Genomic DNA, 18,688 nt, shown 5'->3' with positions numbered 1-18,688 from the left:
GTGCCGAATGTCTCGGCGCCTAGTTAGGTAAGTGATCGCTTGCATGTGATTAAACAGCTTGTGATTTAATTGATGCAAGCCAGGGGCTAGCTTGAGGGTGGTAATGCACATCGGCACCGACAACCGATACTTACAACCGATAGCAACAATAGATCGCCATGGCAGCACGGCAGATCGTTACAGCAGATCGCTACAACAGGGGAGGTCAACATCATGACCGCACAGCAGTTTCGCCACGCCGCCGGCTTGAGCGCCGAGCAGCTGGATGCCTACTGGATGCCCTACACCGGCAACCGTCAGTTCAAGCGCGACCCGCGGATCATCGTCGGCGCCGAGGGTAGCTACCTGATCGATGCCGATGGCCGTCGGGTCTTCGATAGCCTTTCCGGACTATGGACCAGCGGTGCCGGTCACTCGCGGCCCGAGATAGCCGATGCCGTCAGCCGTCAGCTGCGCGAGCTGGACTACGCCCCGGCCTTCCAGTTTGGCCACCCCAAGGCCTTCGAGCTGGCCCATCGCCTGCGTGAGCTGACGCCGGAGGGGCTGGACCACGCCTTCTTTACCGGCTCAGGCTCCGAGAGCGCCGACACTTCCCTGAAGATCGCCCGTGCCTACTGGCGCAAGAAGGGCAAGCCCACCAAGACCAAGTTGATCGGCCGGGCCAAGGGCTATCACGGGGTCAACTTCGGCGGCATCAGCCTGGGTGGCATCGGTGCCAACCGCGCGCTGTTCGGTCAGGGCGTGGACGCGGATCACCTGCCCCATACCCTGATGGCCGAGAACGCCTTTACTCGGGGCATGCCCGAGCGCGGCGCCGAGAAGGCCGAGGATCTGCTGGAGCTGATCGCCCTGCATGATGCCTCCAATATCGCCGCGGTCATCGTCGAGCCGCTGGCCGGTTCGGCTGGCGTGATTCCACCTCCCCAGGGGTACCTGCAGCGCCTGCGTGAGATCTGCGATGCCAACGATATCCTGCTGATCTTCGACGAGGTGATCACCGGCTTCGGGCGCATGGGAGCCATGACCGGTGCCGACGCCTTCGGGGTGGTTCCCGACATGATGAACTTCGCCAAGCAGCTCACCAATGGCGCGGTGCCCATGGGCGGCGTGATGGTCACCGGCGAGATCTACAACACCTTCATGGAGCAGGGTGGACCCGACTATATGCTCGAGCTGCCCCATGGCTACACCTACTCCGGTCATCCAGTGGCCTGCGCCGCGGCCATGGCTTCACTGGATATCCTGGAGCAGGACAACCTTGTCGAGCGGGTGCGCCAGATGAGTCCGCTCTTCGAGGACGCCCTGCATAGCCTCAAGGGGACTCGCTATATCAGCGATATTCGCAATTACGGCCTCGCCGGTGCCCTGCAGATCGAACACTACCCCGGCGAGCCAGCCCGCCGCCCCTTCGAGATCGCCATGAAGTGCTGGGAGAAGGGCTTCTATGTGCGTTATGGCGCCGACACCATCCAGCTGGGCCTGCCCTTTATCGTCGAGAAAGAGGAGATCGATCGGGTCGTCAATGTGCTTGGCGAGGTCATCGGCGAGCTGGATTGAGCCTTTCCCGTGACAGATTTTTTTCACAACAACGCAACAGCAAGAGGTAATCCATGACAGCACTCGGCCACCTGATCAACGGCGCTCGTGTCGACCGCCAAGGGCGCAGCCAGGATCTTTACAATCCCTCCACCGGTGAGGTGAAGGGCCAGGTCAGCCTGGCCAGCAGGGCGACCGTCGAGGAGGCCATCGCCGCGGCTCAGGCGGCCTTCCCCGCCTGGCGCAATACGCCCCCGGCCAAGCGGGCCCGGGTCATGTTCCGCTTCAAGCAGTTGCTGGAGGAGCATGCCGAGGAGATCGTTCGCCTGGTCGGTGAAGAGCATGGCAAGATTTCCCACGACGCCCAGGGGGAGCTGGCTCGTGGTATCGAGAATGTCGAGTACGCCTGCGGCGCGCCCGAGCTGCTCAAGGGGGAGCACAGCAAGAATACCGGACCGGGCATCGACTCCTGGAGCGAGCATCAACCTCTGGGGGTGGTGGCCGGGATCACGCCGTTCAACTTCCCCGCGATGGTGCCGCTGTGGATGTACCCCATGGCCATCGCCTGCGGTAACACCTTCGTGCTCAAGCCCTCGGAACGCGATCCGACCTCGGCACTCTTTATCGCCGAGCTGGCGCTGGAGGCGGGCCTGCCCGCGGGCGTGCTCAATGTGGTCAATGGCGACAAGGAGGCCGTGGACACCCTGCTCGACGACGAGCGCGTCCAGGCCGTCAGCTTCGTCGGTTCCACGCCGATCGCCGAGTATATCTACTCGCGGGCCAGCGCCAACGGCAAGCGTTGTCAGGCACTGGGTGGCGCCAAGAACCACGCCATCGTCATGCCCGATGCCGATATGGAGAATGTGGTCAACTCGCTGACCGGAGCCGCCTTCGGTTCCTCCGGCGAGCGCTGCATGGCGCTATCCGTGGCGGTGGCCGTGGGGGATGAGGCCGCCGATACCCTGATCGCCAAGATGCAGGAGTCGATGGCGACCCTCAAGGTCGGCCCCTTCTCCGACAAGAGCAACGACTTCGGTCCGGTGATCACTAAGGCGCATCAGGAAAAGGTCTGCGGCTATATCGCCAGTGCCGCGGAGCAGGGCGCTACCCTGGTGGTCGACGGTCGCGACGCCCAGGTGGAGGGTTACGAGGGGGGCTTCTATGTCGGCGGCACCCTGATCGATAATGTGACGCCCGAGATGACCTGCTATCGGGAAGAGATCTTCGGTCCCGTGCTGCTGGTCATGCGGGTCGACAGCATGGAAGAGGCCATGCGTCTGATCGATGAGCATGAGTATGGCAATGGCACCTGCATCTACACCCGCGATGGTGAGGCGGCACGCTACTTCAGCGATAATATCCTGGTCGGCATGGTAGGAATCAACGTGCCGCTGCCGGTGCCCGTGTCGTATCACAGCTTCGGCGGCTGGAAGCGTTCGCTGTTCGGTGACCTTTCCGCCTATGGCCCCGATGCAGTGCGCTTCTACACGCGTCGCAAGACCGTGACCCAGCGCTGGCCTTCCGCCGGCGTGCGCGAGGGGGCGCAGTTCTCCTTCCCCTCCTGAGCCCCGGTGGTTTCGTTGAGGCTAAGTGGCTCCGCCTAGGCGGGGCCATCGTGATTGAGACGCCAAAAATATCAACAAAAAGCAGTGGAGATAACGATGTTCGGATTACCCGTATCCACCACCTGGCTGGTCATCGGTGTGCCGGTGTTCTGGGTGCTCTACACGCTGGGCTTCCTCTGGGTAACGCGAGGCTGGCCGGGACTCAAGAACTCGGAGTCCGGTCGCTGAGTCGAGGCGGCTGGTCATGAAAACAAGAATCGCGTGACAGGAGAAAATGAGTGAACTCGACGGTATTGCTGTTTCTTGCCCTGTACTTCATCGGCATGCTGGCCGTAGGCGTCATCTCCATGCGCCGAGGCGGCTCGAGCAGCATGGAGGGGTACTATCTTAGCGGTCGCAATGTGGGGCCTCTGGTGACCGCCATGACGATGCAGTCGACATCCATGAGTGGCTACATGTTCCTGGGGGCCGGGTCTCTCGGCTACACCCAGGGGTATTATGGATTCTGGTATGCCGCGGGAGATATCGGTGGCGGGGTGGTGAACCTCTCGGTTCTCGGACGGCGGATGCGAAAGCTCTCCCAGATCATGGGGGCACTAACTTCCATCGAGTATCTCGAGAAGCGCTATCCCAGCAAGTGGGTCCGCCTGATCGCGGCGGTGCTGTCGGTCTCCCTGCTGGGCGCCTATGTACTGGCGCAGTTCATCGCCGGTGGCAAGGGCCTGGAACTGGTGACAGGACTGCCCTACGAGGTGGCGCTGGCGATAGCCGTGGGCGTCATTCTTGCCTATACCCTGATGGGCGGCTATGGCGCGGTGGCCTACACCGACCTGCTGCAGAGCTTCGTGATGATCATCGGCATCGTCTGGATCCTGGTCGCCACGCTTCAGGAGGTCGGTGGCCTGACGGCTGCCAACCAGGCCATCGCTTCCATTGATCCGACGCTACTCAGCATCTGGGGCAGGGATCTCGTCCATGAAGGGCAGTGGGGGATCGTGCTGGGGGCATTGTTGATCTTCTCCATCGGCTATATGGGTTGGCCCCACGTCGTCACGCGTCACATGGCAATGCGCAACCCTTTCCATGCGCGTCGCGCCGGCGTCTACTCCACCCTGTGGAACCTGGTGTTCGTCAGTGCCCCCTATATTCTCGGCACCCTGGCCATCCTGGTGCTGCCCGATCTCGACGACCCAGAGCAGGCCATCTTCGCCCTGGCCCAGAACCTGCTGCCTGCCGCCGTGGTGGGTATCGTGATGGCGGCCATCATGGCGGCCATCATGTCCACGGCCGACTCGATCCTGCTTCAGACCGGGAGCATTGCGGCGCGAGACCTCTATGAGCGGTTTATCAATCCGAACATGGAGGAGAAACAGATGGTGAGAGTGTCCCAGCTGATCGTTCTGTTGCTGGGAACCGTCTGCGGTGTCGTGGCCGTCTTCGAGCCGCCGGCGATCTTCTCCATCGTCGTCTTCACGACCTCGGTACTGGGCAGTGCCTTCCTGCCGGCGTATGTGGCCGCGGTGTGGTGGCGAAAGGCCAATACGCCCGGTGCCCTGGCCTCGATGATTGTCGGTAGCCTGGTGGCGTTCTTCTGGCAGTATCTGGCGCTGGACGGGGTGACCGGCCTGCATCCCATGCTGGCCGGTGTGGTGCTCTCCAGCCTGGCGATGGTCGTCGCCAGCCTGCTGACGCAAACCAGCCATCCCGTTCCCGAGCATATCCTGCAGGCGATGGAGGAGACCGCCGAACTGCGCCCCCTGCCGAGGCCACTGAAGGCGCAGCAAAGCTTCGAGATGGCACATGAGGCGCTGACGCTCAAGCTCAGTGAGCGCCCGGCGTGATCGAGCCCTCGGGGAGTCCCGTGGTGGACGTCGCCGATGATCGGGAAGCCTGGCTCAAGGCCAGGCTTCCCCTCGACGGCCTCGAACGACGTGTCGCTACCATTGATGCCGAGCTCACGATCGATAGGGTCGAGCCGATCGGCTTCCCGTATCTGCTCTGCCTCTATCGCTGGAACACTCGACGCTGGGGCATGTCGCGGCAGGAGCTGATGAGCTGTCTGGTCGATCGTTGCCAGGGGGTCAGTACGACGGTGGAGGGCGTCGAGTTCGGTACCCCCCTGAGCGCTGCCACGCTGCCATCCCCCGAGCTCGAGATTCCACCCCTCGAGCGCAAGGCGCGCCAGCATGTGATGCAGGTGCGCCGCCATCGGCTGAAACGGCGAAGCGCCTCGGGGCTAGAGTTGATACGCTGCGAGACCGTTCGCAAACCCCTGTGGCGCCTCACTGCTCACCATGAACGGCATGGCGATCTCGAGCTGCTGATCGATGCCCTCAATGGCGGTTATTACCTGCTGTAAGCGGGCGCACTTGGCGGGCCGGCTGGCTGGAAGGCGTCGAGGCACGCCCGCCATCGAGGCGGTACGCGCCCTCTACCAGTAAGCTCGACGGCGTTATGCGCCGAGTCGATCCTTCAGCGCCTGGCAGAACTTCTGCCAGGCGCTGTGCTTTTCGGGAGGTCGTGCAGGCATGCCCAAGGGCATCATTGACCTGTCACGACTCCTGCTGCCCCTTGGCCGCCACGCGACGCTCACGGCGACGACGCTCCACCATGCGGTAGCGCGAACGGATCTCGTCACGCTCCATATAGCAGCCCTGCAGCCAGCGGTGGCCGCTCGAGCCCTCGAAGGCGTCGCGGGCATGCAGCAGGCGGCGGTTGTCGAAGATCACCAGATCACCCGGCGCATAGGTGAAGCGGATGGCGAACTCGGGCTCACGCAGCATCGCCTGCAGGGTCATCAGCGCCGCATAGGCGGACTCGACCTCATCGAAGTCGGCCTGTAGCGGGCCGCGCAGGAAGTCGGCGATGCGTACCTCGAGCAGCTCGCCGCGATCATCCAGGCGGATCATCGGCGAGTACCAGACGTAGTCGGTGGTCCGGGCGGTGTTGGCGAAGCACCAGTGAACCCGGGTCAGGGTGTCAAAGGCCTCGGGATCGCGCTGGCGCAGCGCCTCGGCCACGGCGAAACCGTCGAGCATTACCGCCTGGCCGCCGGCGACGCTGTTTTCCAGGCAGTGCAGCATCTGCAGGCCCGGATGATACTCGCGCGTCGGCAGATCGGTGTGGGGTGGCAGGGCGATGGAGGTATAGGCGTTGGAGTCTGGGTCCGGCTTGGCCTTGACGTCGAACAGCAGGCCGAAGTTGGTGGGGCGTACCGGGCCGATGCGCCGTGCGATGGCTTCCAGCGAGCCGGGTTCGGTGGGCAGGCCACGCAGGCGCACCAGCCCCTTGCCCAGCACGCTTTCCAGGGCGGGGGCCAGGATCGTCTCCTCGGCCTCGCTGTCAGGCGTGGTGTCGAGCAGGCCGCCGGCATCGAGACTCTCCGGGGCCGCCTCGGGGCCGCCATGCCAGAGCTGTACCGCTACCAGCGGCGCCTCGGGATCCTCGGCATTGTCGTAATCGTGGGCACGCAGCCAGCCTGGGTGAAAGCGCAGGCGGAGTTGTTCCGGGGCAAAGTCCACGCATAGTGCGCCGGCCGCATCGATCTCGGCGCCGGCGATCTCCGGCCATCCGGGCAGGGCGGAGAGATCGAGGATGCGCTCCCGGGTGGCGGGATTGATGGTGGAGTCATCGGCGGCATTCTCACGCAGCCAGATGCTGTGGTAGCGGCTCTCGCGGCCATCGCTCCAGCGCACGGTCACCAGGCGTGGCGAGAAGGTTAGCGTCTCGAGATGCGCCTCGATCGGCCAGGCGTCGTAATCGGGTGTCGCTGGAAGTGCGGTGGTCATCTTGGCCTCCTCGGGGGATTCATAACGCCGCCTAGAGTGCCAGTGGGGAGGCCGTGACGCCTGGCGGAGTTCGACACTGACTATGCACGATTCGACAGTTCCTGCCGGCGCAGCTCACTGGGGGTGAGGCCATGCTGTCGCCTGAAGGCGCGAGAGAAGCTCGAGGGTGAGGCGAATCCGCAGGCCAGGGCGATCTGCATGACGCTGTGCGGTGTCACGCGCAGCAGGCGGTGGGCATGATCCAGGCGCCGGGCCAGATAGGCTTGCTGGGGGGAGGTGTCCAGGTGACGCGCGAACAGCCGGTCGAGTCGGCGCCACGAGATATCGAGTTCGTCGGCCAGCTCGCCGATGCCCAGGGGCGTTTCGAGGTTGGCCTCCATCAGCGCGATGGCGCGTTGCAGCAGCGGCTCCTGGGGGATCACGGGGTCGCGCTGGCGGCTGGCAGGCCGACGGCCCTGGTCGTGAACCAACTGGTCACGCACCCGGGTTGCCAGGTCCTCGCCGTGCCGGCGAAGGATCAGGTCGAGGCTCATGTCGATTGCGGCACTGCCGCCGGCGCACGAGAAGCCCTCGGTGGTCACCTCGTAGATCGACTCGACCGCATCGACCCGGGGAAAGCGGGAGCGGAAGTCGGGCAAGCACTCCCAGTGCAGGGTCACCGTCTGGTCGTCGAGCAGGCCGGCGGCGGCCAGGATGTAGCAACCGGTATCCATGCCCCCCAGCACACAGCCTGTCGCCGCGCGCTTGCGAAGCCAGGCAACCAGCTCGTCGTCGATGGTGCTCTGTGGCTCGAAGCTGGCGCATACCGTCAGGCTCGGCAGCAGCGGTGCCTCGTAAAGCGAGTAGCTGACGTTCAGGGTCATGCCGTTGGAGGCGATTACCGGCTCACCATCACGGCTGATCAGGTCCCACTCGAACAGCCTCTCGCCACTGATGCGGTTGGCGATGCGCAGCGGCTCGATCGCCGAGAAGAAGGCCACCATGGCGAATCGCGGCAGCAGCAGGAAGCCGATGCGTTCTGGGCGGGTATCGGGGGGCTGAATTCTCATGGTCAGGGGTGCCGAGGTGGTGGCCTGTTGCCGGACGTTTTTCTTCAGTACCTTGCTGCAAGGGTGCGCGCGGACGCGGAGGAAAGGGAGCGCGCGGAGTAAATGATACTACTTTCTCGTTGTTTTTGGCGATTCTTCCTGGTTAAGTGTTTTAAACAGCGTTTTTGGCCAACTTCTCTAAGGAAGTCTTCTGGCTTGCCTTTTGTATTATACCGGGTATGGTTGTGAGGTTTGGCAGTAATGATCCCATATGCAACATGGCTGCTATGGCAAGCTATTTGTCTTGAGGCGTGAAAGTGGCTTTGAGGTCTAGAGTGATTTATGCAAATCGTTCGGTCGGCAAGGTTTTCTCCAAGGGTATGTGTCACCCTTTCTTCTTTCGAGGGCGCCCAGTCGATTACGCATCTGTCGTGGAGAAGATCGAAGAACTGGCGGCCGGTGCGGGAGGGGATCCGAGCGTGGCATCGATTGACCGGATGATACGTATCGTCGACCTGTCGACGGGTGAGCGACGCACCTATACCTTGACAGAGCCCGGCAAAGCGAATCCGAGACGGGGGCTGGTGTCGATATTCTCGCCTCTCGGCGCGGCGCTGCTCTCCTCCAAGGTGGGAGAGGTCGTGAAAGTGGTGATGATGGGGTTTGAAAAAGAGGTGCGCATCATTGAGGTTCAGTAAATAAAAAACCCCTGTGCAGCTTCACTGATCCTGGCTTTAATTATTCGGGGAGCGCCTCTCTATAGTGATATTGAATTATTAAGTTTTATAAGTTTCTGTCTGGGGGTGAAGCCAAGGGTCTGTTTTTAACTTAAACTGATGAGCCAGATGAAGGGCCGGATTGATAGTTGGGTTGAGAGCAGGGTGGCTGGTTGGATTGAGAGTTGTATAAGAATAATTTTTTCAGGATAAATCCCGGATTCATGGAATAAGAGTGCCCGCTAAACAGCGGGCACTCTATACGCCTTTCGGGCCCCAAAGGGCTGGTCCACGGTAGTGTTTAAATTTCGGCCCACATCCGCAGCAGGTTCGCCAGGCTCTTCGACAGCATATCGAAGGTGCGGGTCTTGCCATTGGCCTCGAACTCCTGGCGGCGGGTGCTATCCAGGTCGAACAGGATCTCGCGCTGCAGGGGGTCACGCACCTGGCTCTGGACCCAGCCGACGACGGCCAGACGCTCACCGCGGGTGACCGGCACGACCCGGTGCAGGGTGGAGGAGGGGTAGAGGATCAGGGCACCGGCCGGCAGCTTGTAGGTCTGCTCGCCAGCGGTCGAATCGATCAGCAACTCGCCGCCATCGTAGCTCTCGGGCTCGTTGAGAAACAGCGTGAACGAGAGGTCGGTGCGCATCGCCCCCTGGGGGGTGGCCATGATCGCATCGTCGACGTGGTTGCCGTAGCTCATGCCTTCCCGGTAACGGCTGAACATTAACGGTTTCATGCGCCTTGGGCGTGCCGCCATCTGAAACAGCGGGTTGGCCTGCAGGCCCTTGGCCACTTCCTTGTGCAGTTCGGCGATCTCGGGGTGACGTCCGTCGGCCTGCTGATTGTGCTTGACCGTGCGGGCATGCCAGCCGGCGGTCTCGCGACCGTCGCGGAAGGCGGCATCGGTCAGGGTGGTCCGGACGCGGGAGAGCAGCTCGGGGGAGATGGCCTGGTCGATGCAGAGGATCACGGGGTGCTCCAGTCGGTCGAGAAATGAACCTCGATTATAAACAACTGGGAATCGTTTGCATTGAGCTTTCCAAGCCGGCACTCTACGCCCGTGCTCCTATCGGCCTGTAGGGCCACCCCCTGTCAAACGTATAAGCTGTCAAATGTATAAATAAGGAGGTCTGCATGACAAACAGCACCCGCACCAAGCTCTGGGTCGGCGTCGGCGCCAGCGTTCTGCTCGGCACCAGCACTGCCGGCTGGGCAGAGGCCGAGCCCGCTGCCGACTATACCCAGGGTCCCGACAGTCTGCTGCTGGCCCAGGCCGATCACGGCGGCGAGGGTGGTGAAGGTGGCGAGGGCGGTGAAGCCGGCCACCACCACGAAGGCGGTGAAGGTGGTGAAGGTGGCGAGGGCGGTGAAGCCGGCCATCACCACGAAGGCGGCGAAGGTGGCGAAGGCGGAGAAGGCGGAGAAGGCGGTGAAGGTGGCGAGGGCGGTGAAGCCGGCCATCACCACGAAGGCGGTGAAGGCGGTGAAGGTGGTGAAGGTGGTGAAGCCGGCCATCACCACGAAGGTGGCGAAGGTGGCGAAGGTGGCGAGGGTGGTGAAGGCAGCGCTGCGACCGACCCCTATGCGGTCTTTGACTATCTGAACGTCTCCGCCGGTGGTGAAGGCGGTGAAGGCGGTGAAGGCGGTGAAGGCGGTGAAGGCGGTGAAGGCGGCGAAGGCGGCTATGCCATCGACGTCAGCAACCCCGGCGTGTATTACACCAACCTGGCGATGATGAAAGGCCATCTTGCCGTGGCCCGCGAGCTCTACCAGGCCGGTGAGCAGGCCGCCGCCCAGCCACACTTCGGCCACCCCATCCATGAGCACTACGAGATGCTGGAGCCGGCCCTTGAGGCGCACGGCGTGAAGGGCATGGAGTCGAATCTGAAAGCGCTGGTCGAGACGATGCGTGGCGCCGGCGAGTGGGAGAGCAAGGCCGATGCCTACACGACTGCGCTCGAGGCGATCGATGACGCCATGCATGACGTGGATGGCGAGCTGCGCGACGATGTGGCCTTCCAGAGTCGCGCCCAGCTGGCGCTGCTGCGCCAGGCACTGCACGAGTACGAGGAAGCGGTGGATGATGGCCGCTTCGTCAACGTCGTCGAGTATCAGGACAGCCGTGGCTTCGTGCTGACGGCCAAGTCGCTGCTCGAGAAGCAGGCCGGTCTCTATGAGGAGGCTGCCTATGATGAGCTGCTCGCGGCTTATGAGTCGACTCTCGAGGCATGGCCGTCCGCGGTGGCCCCGGAGACCCCGGTGATGACCCCCGGTGAGCTCTCTGCACGGCTGTTCAAGCTGGAAGCGACACTCGGCCGCTACTGAGCCGAGAGGCGGGCCCCGGCAAGCCGTCGGGCCGTCAAAGACAAGGCCCGCCCCGAACGTTCCGGGGCGGGCCTTGTCATTGGGGCAGGGTGTCTTGTGCCCCGAGGGGTCAGCTCTGCTTGATGGCCTGCCTGGCTCGGCGCGTCTCGCGCAGCAGCGAGACCAGCACCCCCACGGTCATCACCAGAATGACGGCACTCAGCGGCAGGGCGGCGGCGATCAGCGCCGTCTGCAGCGCCGTCAGGCCGCCGGCCACCAGCAGCACCGCGGCCACCAGGCCGATGACGATACCCCAGAACACCCGGAAGCGTGCCGGCGGCTCGTCGTCACCCAGCGACAGGATGGTGGTCAACACCAGGGTGCCGGAGTCGGAGGAGGTGACGAACCAGCTCATCAACAGGAAGACCATCAGCGCCGACAGTATCCAGCCGAACACGCCGGTACCCACGATGCCATCGGCCGTAGCAAACAGCGCGGCGGGGAGCTGCCAGGCGTTGACCAGCTCGATGATGCCGGCGCTACCGGGGCCGCCGCTGGCATTGAGCTCCTGATACATGGCGTTGCCGCCGAAGATGATCAGCCAGACGAAGATGATCAGGGTGGGGACCAGCAGGACACCCAGCACGAACTCGCGCAGGGTGCGGCCCTTGGAGATACGTGCGATGAACAGCCCGACGAAGGGCGCCCAGGCCAGCCACCAGCCCCAGTAGAAGATGGTCCAGCCCTGCTGCCACGTCTCCGTCGCCGGCTCGTCCGCGAACCACAGTCCCATGGGAATGAAGTTGATCGCATAGTCGAGCAGGGTCTCGCCGAAGGCGGTGATCAGCCACAGGGTGGGTCCACCGATCAGGAAGACACCGACCACGAACAGCGAGGTCCAGATGTTCATCTCCGAGATGATGCGGATGCCGCGGCGTACCCCGGTAACGGCAGAGAGGATCGAGATCACCGAGATAAGGGCGATCAGGATCAGCTGCGTCGGCAGGCCCGAGCCGATACCCACCAGGCGCTCCAGGCCCACGGCCATCTGGCTGACGCCCAGGCCCAGGGAGGTCGCGACGCCGAAGACACAGCCCAGCACGCCGAGGATATCGAACAGATGCCCCAGTGGGCCGAAGATCCGCTCACCGATAAAGGGGTAGAGTGCCGAGCGCAGCGCCAGGGGTAACCCCTTGCGATAGGCGAAGTAGGCCAGCGACATGCCGACGATCACGTAGATGGCCCAGCCGTGCAGCCCCCAGTGGAAGACGGTGACTCGCAGCGCGTCGATGGCCCGCTCATAGCCGATGGCGGTGGCCCCGGCCATGTCGGCGTGGGGGTTGTTGGGGTAGCCGAAGCCGCCGGTATCGTCGAGATAGAAGATCGGTTCGGCGACGCCGAAGAACAGGATGCCGATGCCGATACCGGCGGAAAGAAGCATCGAGAACCAGGCGAAGTTGCTGAATTCCGGGCGACTGTCATCGGGGCCCAGACGCACGCTGCCGTAACGGCTGAGGACGATGAACGCACAGACCGTCAACAGCAGCATCACCGTGATCAAATAGTAGCCGCTGAAGGTGCTTTCGATCCAGGTGCGGGTGGCGCCGAACAGAGTGCTTGCGGTCTCCGAGCCGAAGCCGGTGAAAGCCACAAATAACAGCACCAGCAGCGCGGAGGTAAGGGTCATGCCGCGGTGCATGCCCTGGAAGAATCCACCCTGGGCCAGCTCGGTGACCATGTAGTCGGTGTCGAGCTCGACATAGGGGGAGTCATCCTTGGGTGGGGATGAGGGACGAATGGGGGGTGTGTGATTAGCGATGGTCTTGTCCTCTTTAACCGGGCAACGGGCCGGCGATCCCGGAGTGCCGCCCGAGGGCGGCACCGTCGTCGAACAGCATCGAGTCCTAGCGCCGAATGCCGATGGTGCGGCCTGCAAGGGCCGGCCAGGCCGAAGCCTCTGCCTGGGGCAGGGTGGCGATGGCCTCCACGACCTCCGGCGGGAAGGGCGACGGTCGGCCGCTCGCCTGGTTCATGCCCATCAGCATCTGCTCGCTGGTGGCCAGCAGGTTGCCCTCCTCGTCGTGCATCTCCAGGAAGGCATGCAGACGCTTGGCGTCACGATCCAGCAGGGTCACGGCGACGCTCAGTGGCTGCCCCTCGTGGGCCTCGCGGCGATAGCAGAGGTGGGTCTCCAGGGTGTAGATCGTATAGCCGTGGCGCTCGCGTCCTGCGGCGTCCAGGCCGATATGATCCATCAGCGCCTCCAGCGCCAGGGAGAACACCCGGGCATACTCGGCGTCGTTCATGTGGCCGTTGTAGTCGACCCACTCCGATGCGACACGGCTCTCCAGGATCACCATCAGATGCGTCCCTCGAGGCCTTCGGCCTCGGGCCAGTACTTCTGCACCAGGTCGAGCAGCTCGACCAGGAAGTCATCGCGACGGCGATCGAGTTCGGCGACCGGCCGGCCGGCGGCCTGATGCTCACAGCCATCGACCACCTTGTCGATCAGCTCATCGGTGAGCTCGGGAGCTTCCAGCTTGGTCCACGGCAACTTCAGCGCCGGGCCGAACTGTTCGAGCATATGCCGCATGCCCTGCTCGCCACCGGCCAGATGGAAGGTCAGGAAGGTGCCCATCAGTGACCAGCGCAGGCCGCAGCCGTAGACCACGGCGGCATCGATCTCCTCGGTGGTGGCCACGCCATCGTTGACCAGGTGCAGCGCCTCGCGCCACAACGCCTCCATCAGGCGGTCGGCGATATGCCCCTCGATCTCGCGACGCACCACCAGTGGGCGCATGGCCAGATCCTGGTAGAGGGCCTGGGCGGCCTCGATCTGGACTGTCTCGGTAGCCTCGCCGCCGACCAGCTCCACCAGCGGCAGCAGGTAGACCGGGTTGAAGGGGTGAGCGACGATCACCCGGCCGGGCGCCTTGGCGCAATCCTGCTGAAGATCGCTGGGCTTGAAGCCGGACGTCGACGAACCAATGATGGTCTCCGTCGCCGCCGCGGCATCCAGGGCCGCGAGGATCTCGCGCTTCAGCTCGAGGCGCTCGGGGACGTTTTCCTGGATCAGGTCGGCGCCCTCGACGGCTTCTTCCAGGCCTGCGACGAAGCGCAGCCGCTCGGGGCTCGCCCCTTCGGCCAGGCCGAGCTTCTCGAGGGAGCTCCAGGCGTTGTCGACGAAGGCGCGGGTGCGGGCTTCGGCCTCGGGCGCCGGGTCGAAGGCGACGACATCCCAGCCCTGAGCCAGGGCCCGGGCGATCCAGCCGTTACCGATGACGCCGGTGCCAATGACACTCAGTTGCTGGCTCATGCTTCACCTCCCACGACCTTGCCGGTGCTCGGGTCGCGCAGCTTGAGGTGCGCGCGAGTCTCGGCCGGGGTCATGACACGCCCGCCCAGGGTCTCGATAAGGTTGCCGGCCTTCTCGACCAGGCCGCCGTTGGTGGCCAGCACGCCCTTCTCGAGGTAGAGGTTGTCTTCCAGGCCGACCCTGGCGTGGCCACCCAGCATCATCGCCTGGGCCACCATCGGCATCTGGTGACGGCCGATGCCGAAGGCCGCCCAGTTGGCGTTCTGGGGCAGCTTGTTGCGCATGGCCAGCATGGTTTCCGGGTCGGCCTCGGCGCCCCAGGGGATGCCCAGGCAGAGCTGGTAGAGCGGGTCCCCGTCGATCAGCCCCTCCTGCTGCAGCTGGCGGGCGAACCAGACGTGGCCCAGGTCGAAGCACTCCAGCTCCGGCTTGACGCCGGCGGCCTGTACCAGGCGGGCGTGCTCGCGCAGCCAGTCGGCGGTGTTGATATAGACCATGTCGCCGAAGTTGAGGCTGCCGCAGTCCAGGGTGCACAGCTCGGGCAGCAGTTCGCCCACCGGCTCGTGGCGCTGGGCGGGCGTCTGGATATCGGTGCCCGGGCCGCCGCGGGTCGGGTCCTCGACATCGGGGATCCAGTCGCCACCGCCGCCGGCGGTGATGTTCATGACGATGTCGACGTCCGCCTCGCGAACGCGCTCCATTACTTCACGGAAGTGGTCCAGGGAGTGGCTGATGCCGCCGGTCTCCGGGTCGCGCACGTGGATATGCGCAATGCTGGCGCCGGCGCGAGCGGCCTCGATGCAGTTATCGGCGATCTGTTGCGGGGTGACCGGCACATTGGGGTTCTTGCCGGTGGTGTCGCCGGCACCGGTGACGGCGCAGGTCAGAATAACGTTGCGGTTCATGCTCCGCTCCCTGTGTTGGAGGATTTGACCCGCATAGTGTGGCCAGCCATCGATACACATTGTTGGCGTTAAGCGACATTTGATTGATTAAACACGACGGTTGTGGGAGCTGGCGCGGAACATGGTCAATAAATAAGGGCCTGCGGAGCGCTTTCTCGCTACCCTTGGACGCCGCAATAAATCCTCCCCGGGAGCCCCAATGCTGCTGCTCGACCTGCTTTCGCCGCTCTCCGCCGGCATCAATCTGCTGCTGATCGTGATCTCCGTGTTTACCTCCGCCTTTACCGCGGCGGTAGGGGTTGGCGGCGGGTTGCTGCTGATCATGGCCCTGGCCCAGGTGATGCCGGCGGCGGCGCTGATCCCGGTGCACGGCATGGTGCAGACGGGCTCCAATGTCGGGCGGGTAGCGCTGACCTGGCGTCATGTCGACCGCAAGGTGATTGCGGCCTTCCTGCCCGGGGTGGTACTGGGTGCCCTGGCGGCGGCCTGGCTACTGATACGCCTGCCTGCCGGGTTGCTGGAGCTGTGTATCGCCGCCTTCGTGCTCTATAGCTGCTGGGGGCCGGGCTTGCCCAGGCGTGCCCTCGGGCGGGTCGGGGTGTTGCTGGCCGGCGCCCTGACCACGTTGCTCTCCAGCCTGGTGGGTGCCAGTGGACCCATGGTGGCCGCCTTCATCAAGCAGGGTCAGGCCGACCGGCTGACCAAGGTGGCCACCTTCTCGGCCTGCATGAGCGCACAGCACCTGACCAAGGCCTTCGTGTTCGGCATGGCCGGCTTCGTGTTTCGCGACTGGCTGGGGCTGATGCTGGCCATGATCGCCTCGGGGTTTCTTGGCACCTGGCTGGGACTGCGCCTGCTCAGGCGGCTTTCGGATCACCGCTTCGATACGCTGTTCAAGTGGGCCCTGACGCTGCTGGCGTTGCGACTGGTCTGGCTGGGGGCGTCCCGGCTGATGGGGTGAGGGGATGGAGGACGCCTCTTTTTTTGGCAACTGACACTGTAAACTGGTGTCATGCTGGCCATAATGCCTTTAGAAACCTCAAAAAAAGCGCTTCGGGACATTCGAGGGAGAAGACTATGGTGACCGCGATCATGGCCATGGGCCGCTCACGGCTATTGGCGTTCGGGCTACTGGTGAGCCTGGCGGTGCTGCTGGCCGGGGTGGCGCAGGCCAACCCTCGCTATGCGGCCATCGTCGTCGATGTGGAAAGCGGCGAGATTCTGCATGCCGCCAACGCCGAGGAGACGCGTTACCCGGCCTCCTTGACCAAGATGATGACCCTCTACCTGCTCTTCGAGGCGCTCGAGGATCGTAGCCTGAGCCTGCATCATGCGCTGGCGGTCTCTTCCTATGCGGCCGGAAAGCCCGCCTCCAAGCTCTATGTAAAGGCGGGCTCGACGATCCCGGTGGAGACCGCCATCGAGGCGCTGATCATCAAGTCGGCCAATGACGTGGCCGTGGTGGTGGCCGAGGCGCTGGGCGGTAGCGAGGCCAACTTCGCCCGCATGATGACCGACAAGGCGCGCGAGCTGGGCATGAGTCGCACCACCTTCCGCAACGCCAACGGTCTTCCCGACGCCGGCCAGACCACCACCGCCCGCGACATGGCGACCCTGTCGCTGCGTCTGATGCAGGACTTCCCTCAGTACTACCACTACTTCTCGCGCACCAGCTTCGACTGGAAGGGCAAGACCATCACCGGGCACAACCGCCTGCTCGACAACTATGCCGGTGCCGACGGCCTGAAGACCGGCTTTATCCGCGCCTCGGGGTTCAATGTGGCGACCTCGGCGGTGCGCGACGGACGTCGGCTGGTGTCGGTGGTCATGGGAGGCTTTACCGCGGCCTCCCGCGACGCCCATATGGCGGACCTGCTGAACCGCGGTTTCGTGCGGGCCTCGCTGTTCGGGCGCGGTGACTGGGTCGCCCAGGCCGACTTCTCGGGTGAGCGCATGGATCTGCCCCGGGCGGCACCGGTGCCGAGCCGCACGCTGCCGTCGGCTCCGCCGGCCGTGCAGGTGGCAAGCCGCCAGACGCCTGAGCCAGCCGCTCGGGTAACGCGTCGTCTGCCACCCGAGCCGGCGGTCCAGGTGGCTAGTCTGGAGGCGCCCGAGCCGCTGCCCCGCGCGGCCTCGGCGTTGCCCGAGACCGCCCAGGGCTCCGCCAACGACCCGATCCGCGAACTGATCAGTCAGGCCGATGCACCGGTCAGCCGTACCACCCAGCGCCTCGAGCCGCTGGGGCCCAGCGGCAGCTGGGGTATCCAGGTCGGCGCCTTCAGCAGCCCCGACAACGCCCGCAACCTGGCCGGTCGTGCCGCCGACCGGCTGGCCAGCGACCTGGCCAATGCCCGCGTGGATGTTCATGAGGTACCCGGGCCGCAATCCCTGTTCCGCGCTCGCCTGGTCAACCTCGACGAGAACCAGGCCTATCGCGCCTGTCGAAGCCTGGTTCGGGATGGCATCGACTGCATGGTGGTCAACGCCACCCTCTAGTTCTTGCCGTTCGTCTGCGAACCTTCTAGCCTTATCTCGATACCACCCCGTCGATCCCTGATCGACGGGGTGGTGCTTTTGTCATGCGGGACGATCGGGAAGGGGAGTCGCGATGTCTGAGTCGTTCAAGGGAATCGGCTTGATGTGCCTGGGGGTGCTCTGCCTGGCGCTGGGGGATGCCATCACCAAGTGGCTGGGCGAAGTGCACTCGCCGCTGCAGATCATCTTCTTTCGCACCCTGGTGTCGCTGCCGCTGATCGCGCTGATCGCGCGCTTTAACGGTGGCCTGCGTACCCTGAGCACTCGGCGTCCCGGTGTGCATCTGCTGCGTGGCCTGATCTTCACCGGCACCATGATCTGCTTCATGTGGGGGCTGACCCTGCTGCCCCTGGCCGAGACGACCGCCATCGCCTTCGCCGCCCCGCTGTTCGTCACCCTGCTCTCGGTACCGCTGCTGGGTGAGCGGGTCGACCGGCCGACACTGCTGGCCACCACGCTGGGCTTTGTGGGCGTGCTGGTGGTGGTGCGACCGGGTGGCGAGAGCTTCCAGCTGGGGGCCCTGGTGGTGGTCGGCGCGGCGGTCTTCTACGCGCTGACGATGATCACCGCGCGGCGTTACGGTAGCCGCGAGCACCTCTGGGCGCTGGTCTTCTACAGCACCCTGGTGCCGCTGCTGGTGTCTGCCACGACGCTGCCGTGGGTGTGGCAGATGCCGGCGCCCCTGCACTGGCCGGCCTTCCTGATGGCGGGCTTCCTCGGCGTGGGCGCGATGACCGGCCTGACCCTGGCCTTTCGCTACGCACCGGCCGCCCTGGTGGCGCCCTTCGACTACACCGCGCTGCTATGGGCGGTGCTGCTGGGGTGGTGGTTCTGGGACGAGGTGCCGGACCTCTGGGTCTTCGTCGGCGGCAGCCTGATCATCGCCAGCGGCCTGGCGATCGCCTACCACGAGCGGCGCACCTCGCTCGCGCGGCGCCCGACCGCCTGACCCAGGCATCAGGCGGGGCATGATTCAGTCGGGGCATGAT

Annotated in this window: 18 protein-coding genes; 10 read left to right on the top strand and 8 right to left on the bottom strand. The window is 64.4% G+C overall.

Annotated elements, in window-relative coordinates; all coding sequences use genetic code 11:
* The first annotated feature begins 213 nt into the window (after positions 1–213).
* The 5 genes from RM463_RS11165 (at position 214) to RM463_RS11145 (ending at position 5,460) form a co-directional block, all read left to right on the top strand.
* Entirely contained in the window at positions 214–1,557 is a 1,344-nt protein-coding gene (locus tag RM463_RS11165; RefSeq protein ID WP_311430069.1) for an aspartate aminotransferase family protein, read from the top strand.
* A gap of 53 nt (positions 1,558–1,610) precedes the next feature.
* Positions 1,611–3,101 carry a CoA-acylating methylmalonate-semialdehyde dehydrogenase gene (locus tag RM463_RS11160; RefSeq protein WP_311430068.1) on the top strand — a complete coding sequence of 497 codons (1,491 nt, stop codon included), beginning with the start codon at positions 1,611–1,613 and terminating at the stop codon, positions 3,099–3,101.
* A 96-nt stretch (positions 3,102–3,197) separates the two neighbouring features.
* Entirely contained in the window at positions 3,198–3,329 is a 132-nt protein-coding gene (locus tag RM463_RS11155) for a hypothetical protein (protein WP_267491317.1), read from the top strand.
* A 50-nt stretch (positions 3,330–3,379) separates the two neighbouring features.
* The gene (locus RM463_RS11150) at positions 3,380–4,942 is read left to right on the top strand and encodes a sodium/proline symporter (RefSeq protein WP_311430067.1); all 1,563 of its coding nucleotides are present in this window, start codon (positions 3,380–3,382) and stop codon (positions 4,940–4,942) included.
* A complete protein-coding gene (locus RM463_RS11145) occupies positions 4,939–5,460 on the top strand; it encodes a hypothetical protein (protein ID WP_311430066.1) in 522 nt (173 codons plus the stop codon). The genes RM463_RS11150 and RM463_RS11145 overlap by 4 nt, the downstream gene beginning before the upstream one ends.
* A 193-nt stretch (positions 5,461–5,653) precedes the next feature.
* Here the strand turns inward: RM463_RS11145 and RM463_RS11140 are convergent, their stop codons facing one another.
* Together RM463_RS11140 and RM463_RS11135 are read right to left on the bottom strand one after the other, a co-directional pair.
* Positions 5,654–6,889, bottom strand: coding sequence for a TauD/TfdA family dioxygenase (locus RM463_RS11140; RefSeq protein WP_311430065.1), 1,236 nt, complete (start codon positions 6,887–6,889; stop codon positions 5,654–5,656).
* 80 nt (positions 6,890–6,969) lie between these two features.
* Positions 6,970–7,938 carry a GlxA family transcriptional regulator gene (locus RM463_RS11135; RefSeq protein ID WP_311430064.1) on the bottom strand — a complete coding sequence of 323 codons (969 nt, stop codon included), beginning with the start codon at positions 7,936–7,938 and terminating at the stop codon, positions 6,970–6,972.
* Between the two features lie 410 nt (positions 7,939–8,348).
* Between RM463_RS11135 and RM463_RS11130 the strand changes: the two genes are divergently transcribed.
* A complete protein-coding gene (locus RM463_RS11130) occupies positions 8,349–8,615 on the top strand; it encodes a GreA/GreB family elongation factor (protein WP_311430063.1) in 267 nt (88 codons plus the stop codon).
* A gap of 319 nt (positions 8,616–8,934) precedes the next feature.
* On the opposite strand, the gene RM463_RS11125 is transcribed toward RM463_RS11130, so the two are convergent.
* Both RM463_RS11125 and RM463_RS11120 read right to left on the bottom strand, forming a co-directional pair.
* A complete protein-coding gene (locus tag RM463_RS11125; protein ID WP_195689546.1) occupies positions 8,935–9,609 on the bottom strand; it encodes a Fe2+-dependent dioxygenase in 675 nt (224 codons plus the stop codon).
* Positions 9,610–9,731: 122 nt separating this feature from the next.
* On the bottom strand, positions 9,732–10,385 hold the full coding sequence (locus RM463_RS11120) for a hypothetical protein (RefSeq protein WP_311430062.1): 654 nt from the start codon (positions 10,383–10,385) through the stop codon (positions 9,732–9,734).
* Here RM463_RS11120 and RM463_RS11115 point away from each other — a divergent pair.
* Positions 10,350–10,964 (top strand): hypothetical protein, encoded by a 615-nt coding sequence (locus tag RM463_RS11115; protein WP_311430061.1) that lies wholly within the window; start codon positions 10,350–10,352, stop codon positions 10,962–10,964. The genes RM463_RS11120 and RM463_RS11115 overlap by 36 nt on opposite strands.
* A 109-nt stretch (positions 10,965–11,073) precedes the next feature.
* Here the strand turns inward: RM463_RS11115 and RM463_RS11110 are convergent, their stop codons facing one another.
* The 4 genes from RM463_RS11110 to RM463_RS11095 form a co-directional block, all read right to left on the bottom strand.
* Positions 11,074–12,681, bottom strand: coding sequence for a BCCT family transporter (locus RM463_RS11110; protein ID WP_027960703.1), 1,608 nt, complete (start codon positions 12,679–12,681; stop codon positions 11,074–11,076).
* 166 nt (positions 12,682–12,847) lie between these two features.
* Complete coding sequence (locus RM463_RS11105) at positions 12,848–13,303, bottom strand: thioesterase family protein (RefSeq protein WP_311430060.1); 456 nt, start codon at positions 13,301–13,303, stop codon at positions 12,848–12,850.
* Positions 13,303–14,259: an L-carnitine dehydrogenase gene (locus RM463_RS11100; protein WP_311430059.1), complete on the bottom strand. Its 957-nt coding sequence runs from the start codon at positions 14,257–14,259 to the stop codon at positions 13,303–13,305. Before RM463_RS11100 ends, RM463_RS11105 begins: the two co-directional genes overlap by 1 nt.
* A complete protein-coding gene (locus tag RM463_RS11095; RefSeq protein WP_195689543.1) occupies positions 14,256–15,164 on the bottom strand; it encodes a 3-keto-5-aminohexanoate cleavage protein in 909 nt (302 codons plus the stop codon). The genes RM463_RS11100 and RM463_RS11095 overlap by 4 nt, the downstream gene beginning before the upstream one ends.
* Positions 15,165–15,363: 199 nt before the next feature.
* On the opposite strand from RM463_RS11095, the gene RM463_RS11090 reads away from it, so the two are divergent.
* The 3 genes from RM463_RS11090 to RM463_RS11080 all read left to right on the top strand — a co-directional run bounded on the left by RM463_RS11090 (position 15,364) and on the right by RM463_RS11080 (position 18,648).
* Positions 15,364–16,125: a TSUP family transporter gene (locus RM463_RS11090; RefSeq protein ID WP_311430058.1), complete on the top strand. Its 762-nt coding sequence runs from the start codon at positions 15,364–15,366 to the stop codon at positions 16,123–16,125.
* A 116-nt stretch (positions 16,126–16,241) separates the two neighbouring features.
* On the top strand, positions 16,242–17,660 hold the full coding sequence (locus tag RM463_RS11085; RefSeq protein WP_311430057.1) for a serine hydrolase: 1,419 nt from the start codon (positions 16,242–16,244) through the stop codon (positions 17,658–17,660).
* 112 nt (positions 17,661–17,772) lie between these two features.
* Complete coding sequence (locus RM463_RS11080; RefSeq protein ID WP_195689540.1) at positions 17,773–18,648, top strand: DMT family transporter; 876 nt, start codon at positions 17,773–17,775, stop codon at positions 18,646–18,648.
* Positions 18,649–18,688 lie beyond the last annotated feature (40 nt).

This window comes from Halomonas sp. LES1 (genome assembly GCF_031846005.1).
Lineage (GTDB): Bacteria > Pseudomonadota > Gammaproteobacteria > Pseudomonadales > Halomonadaceae > Halomonas.
This window is presented reverse-complemented; position numbering and strand designations above follow the sequence as displayed.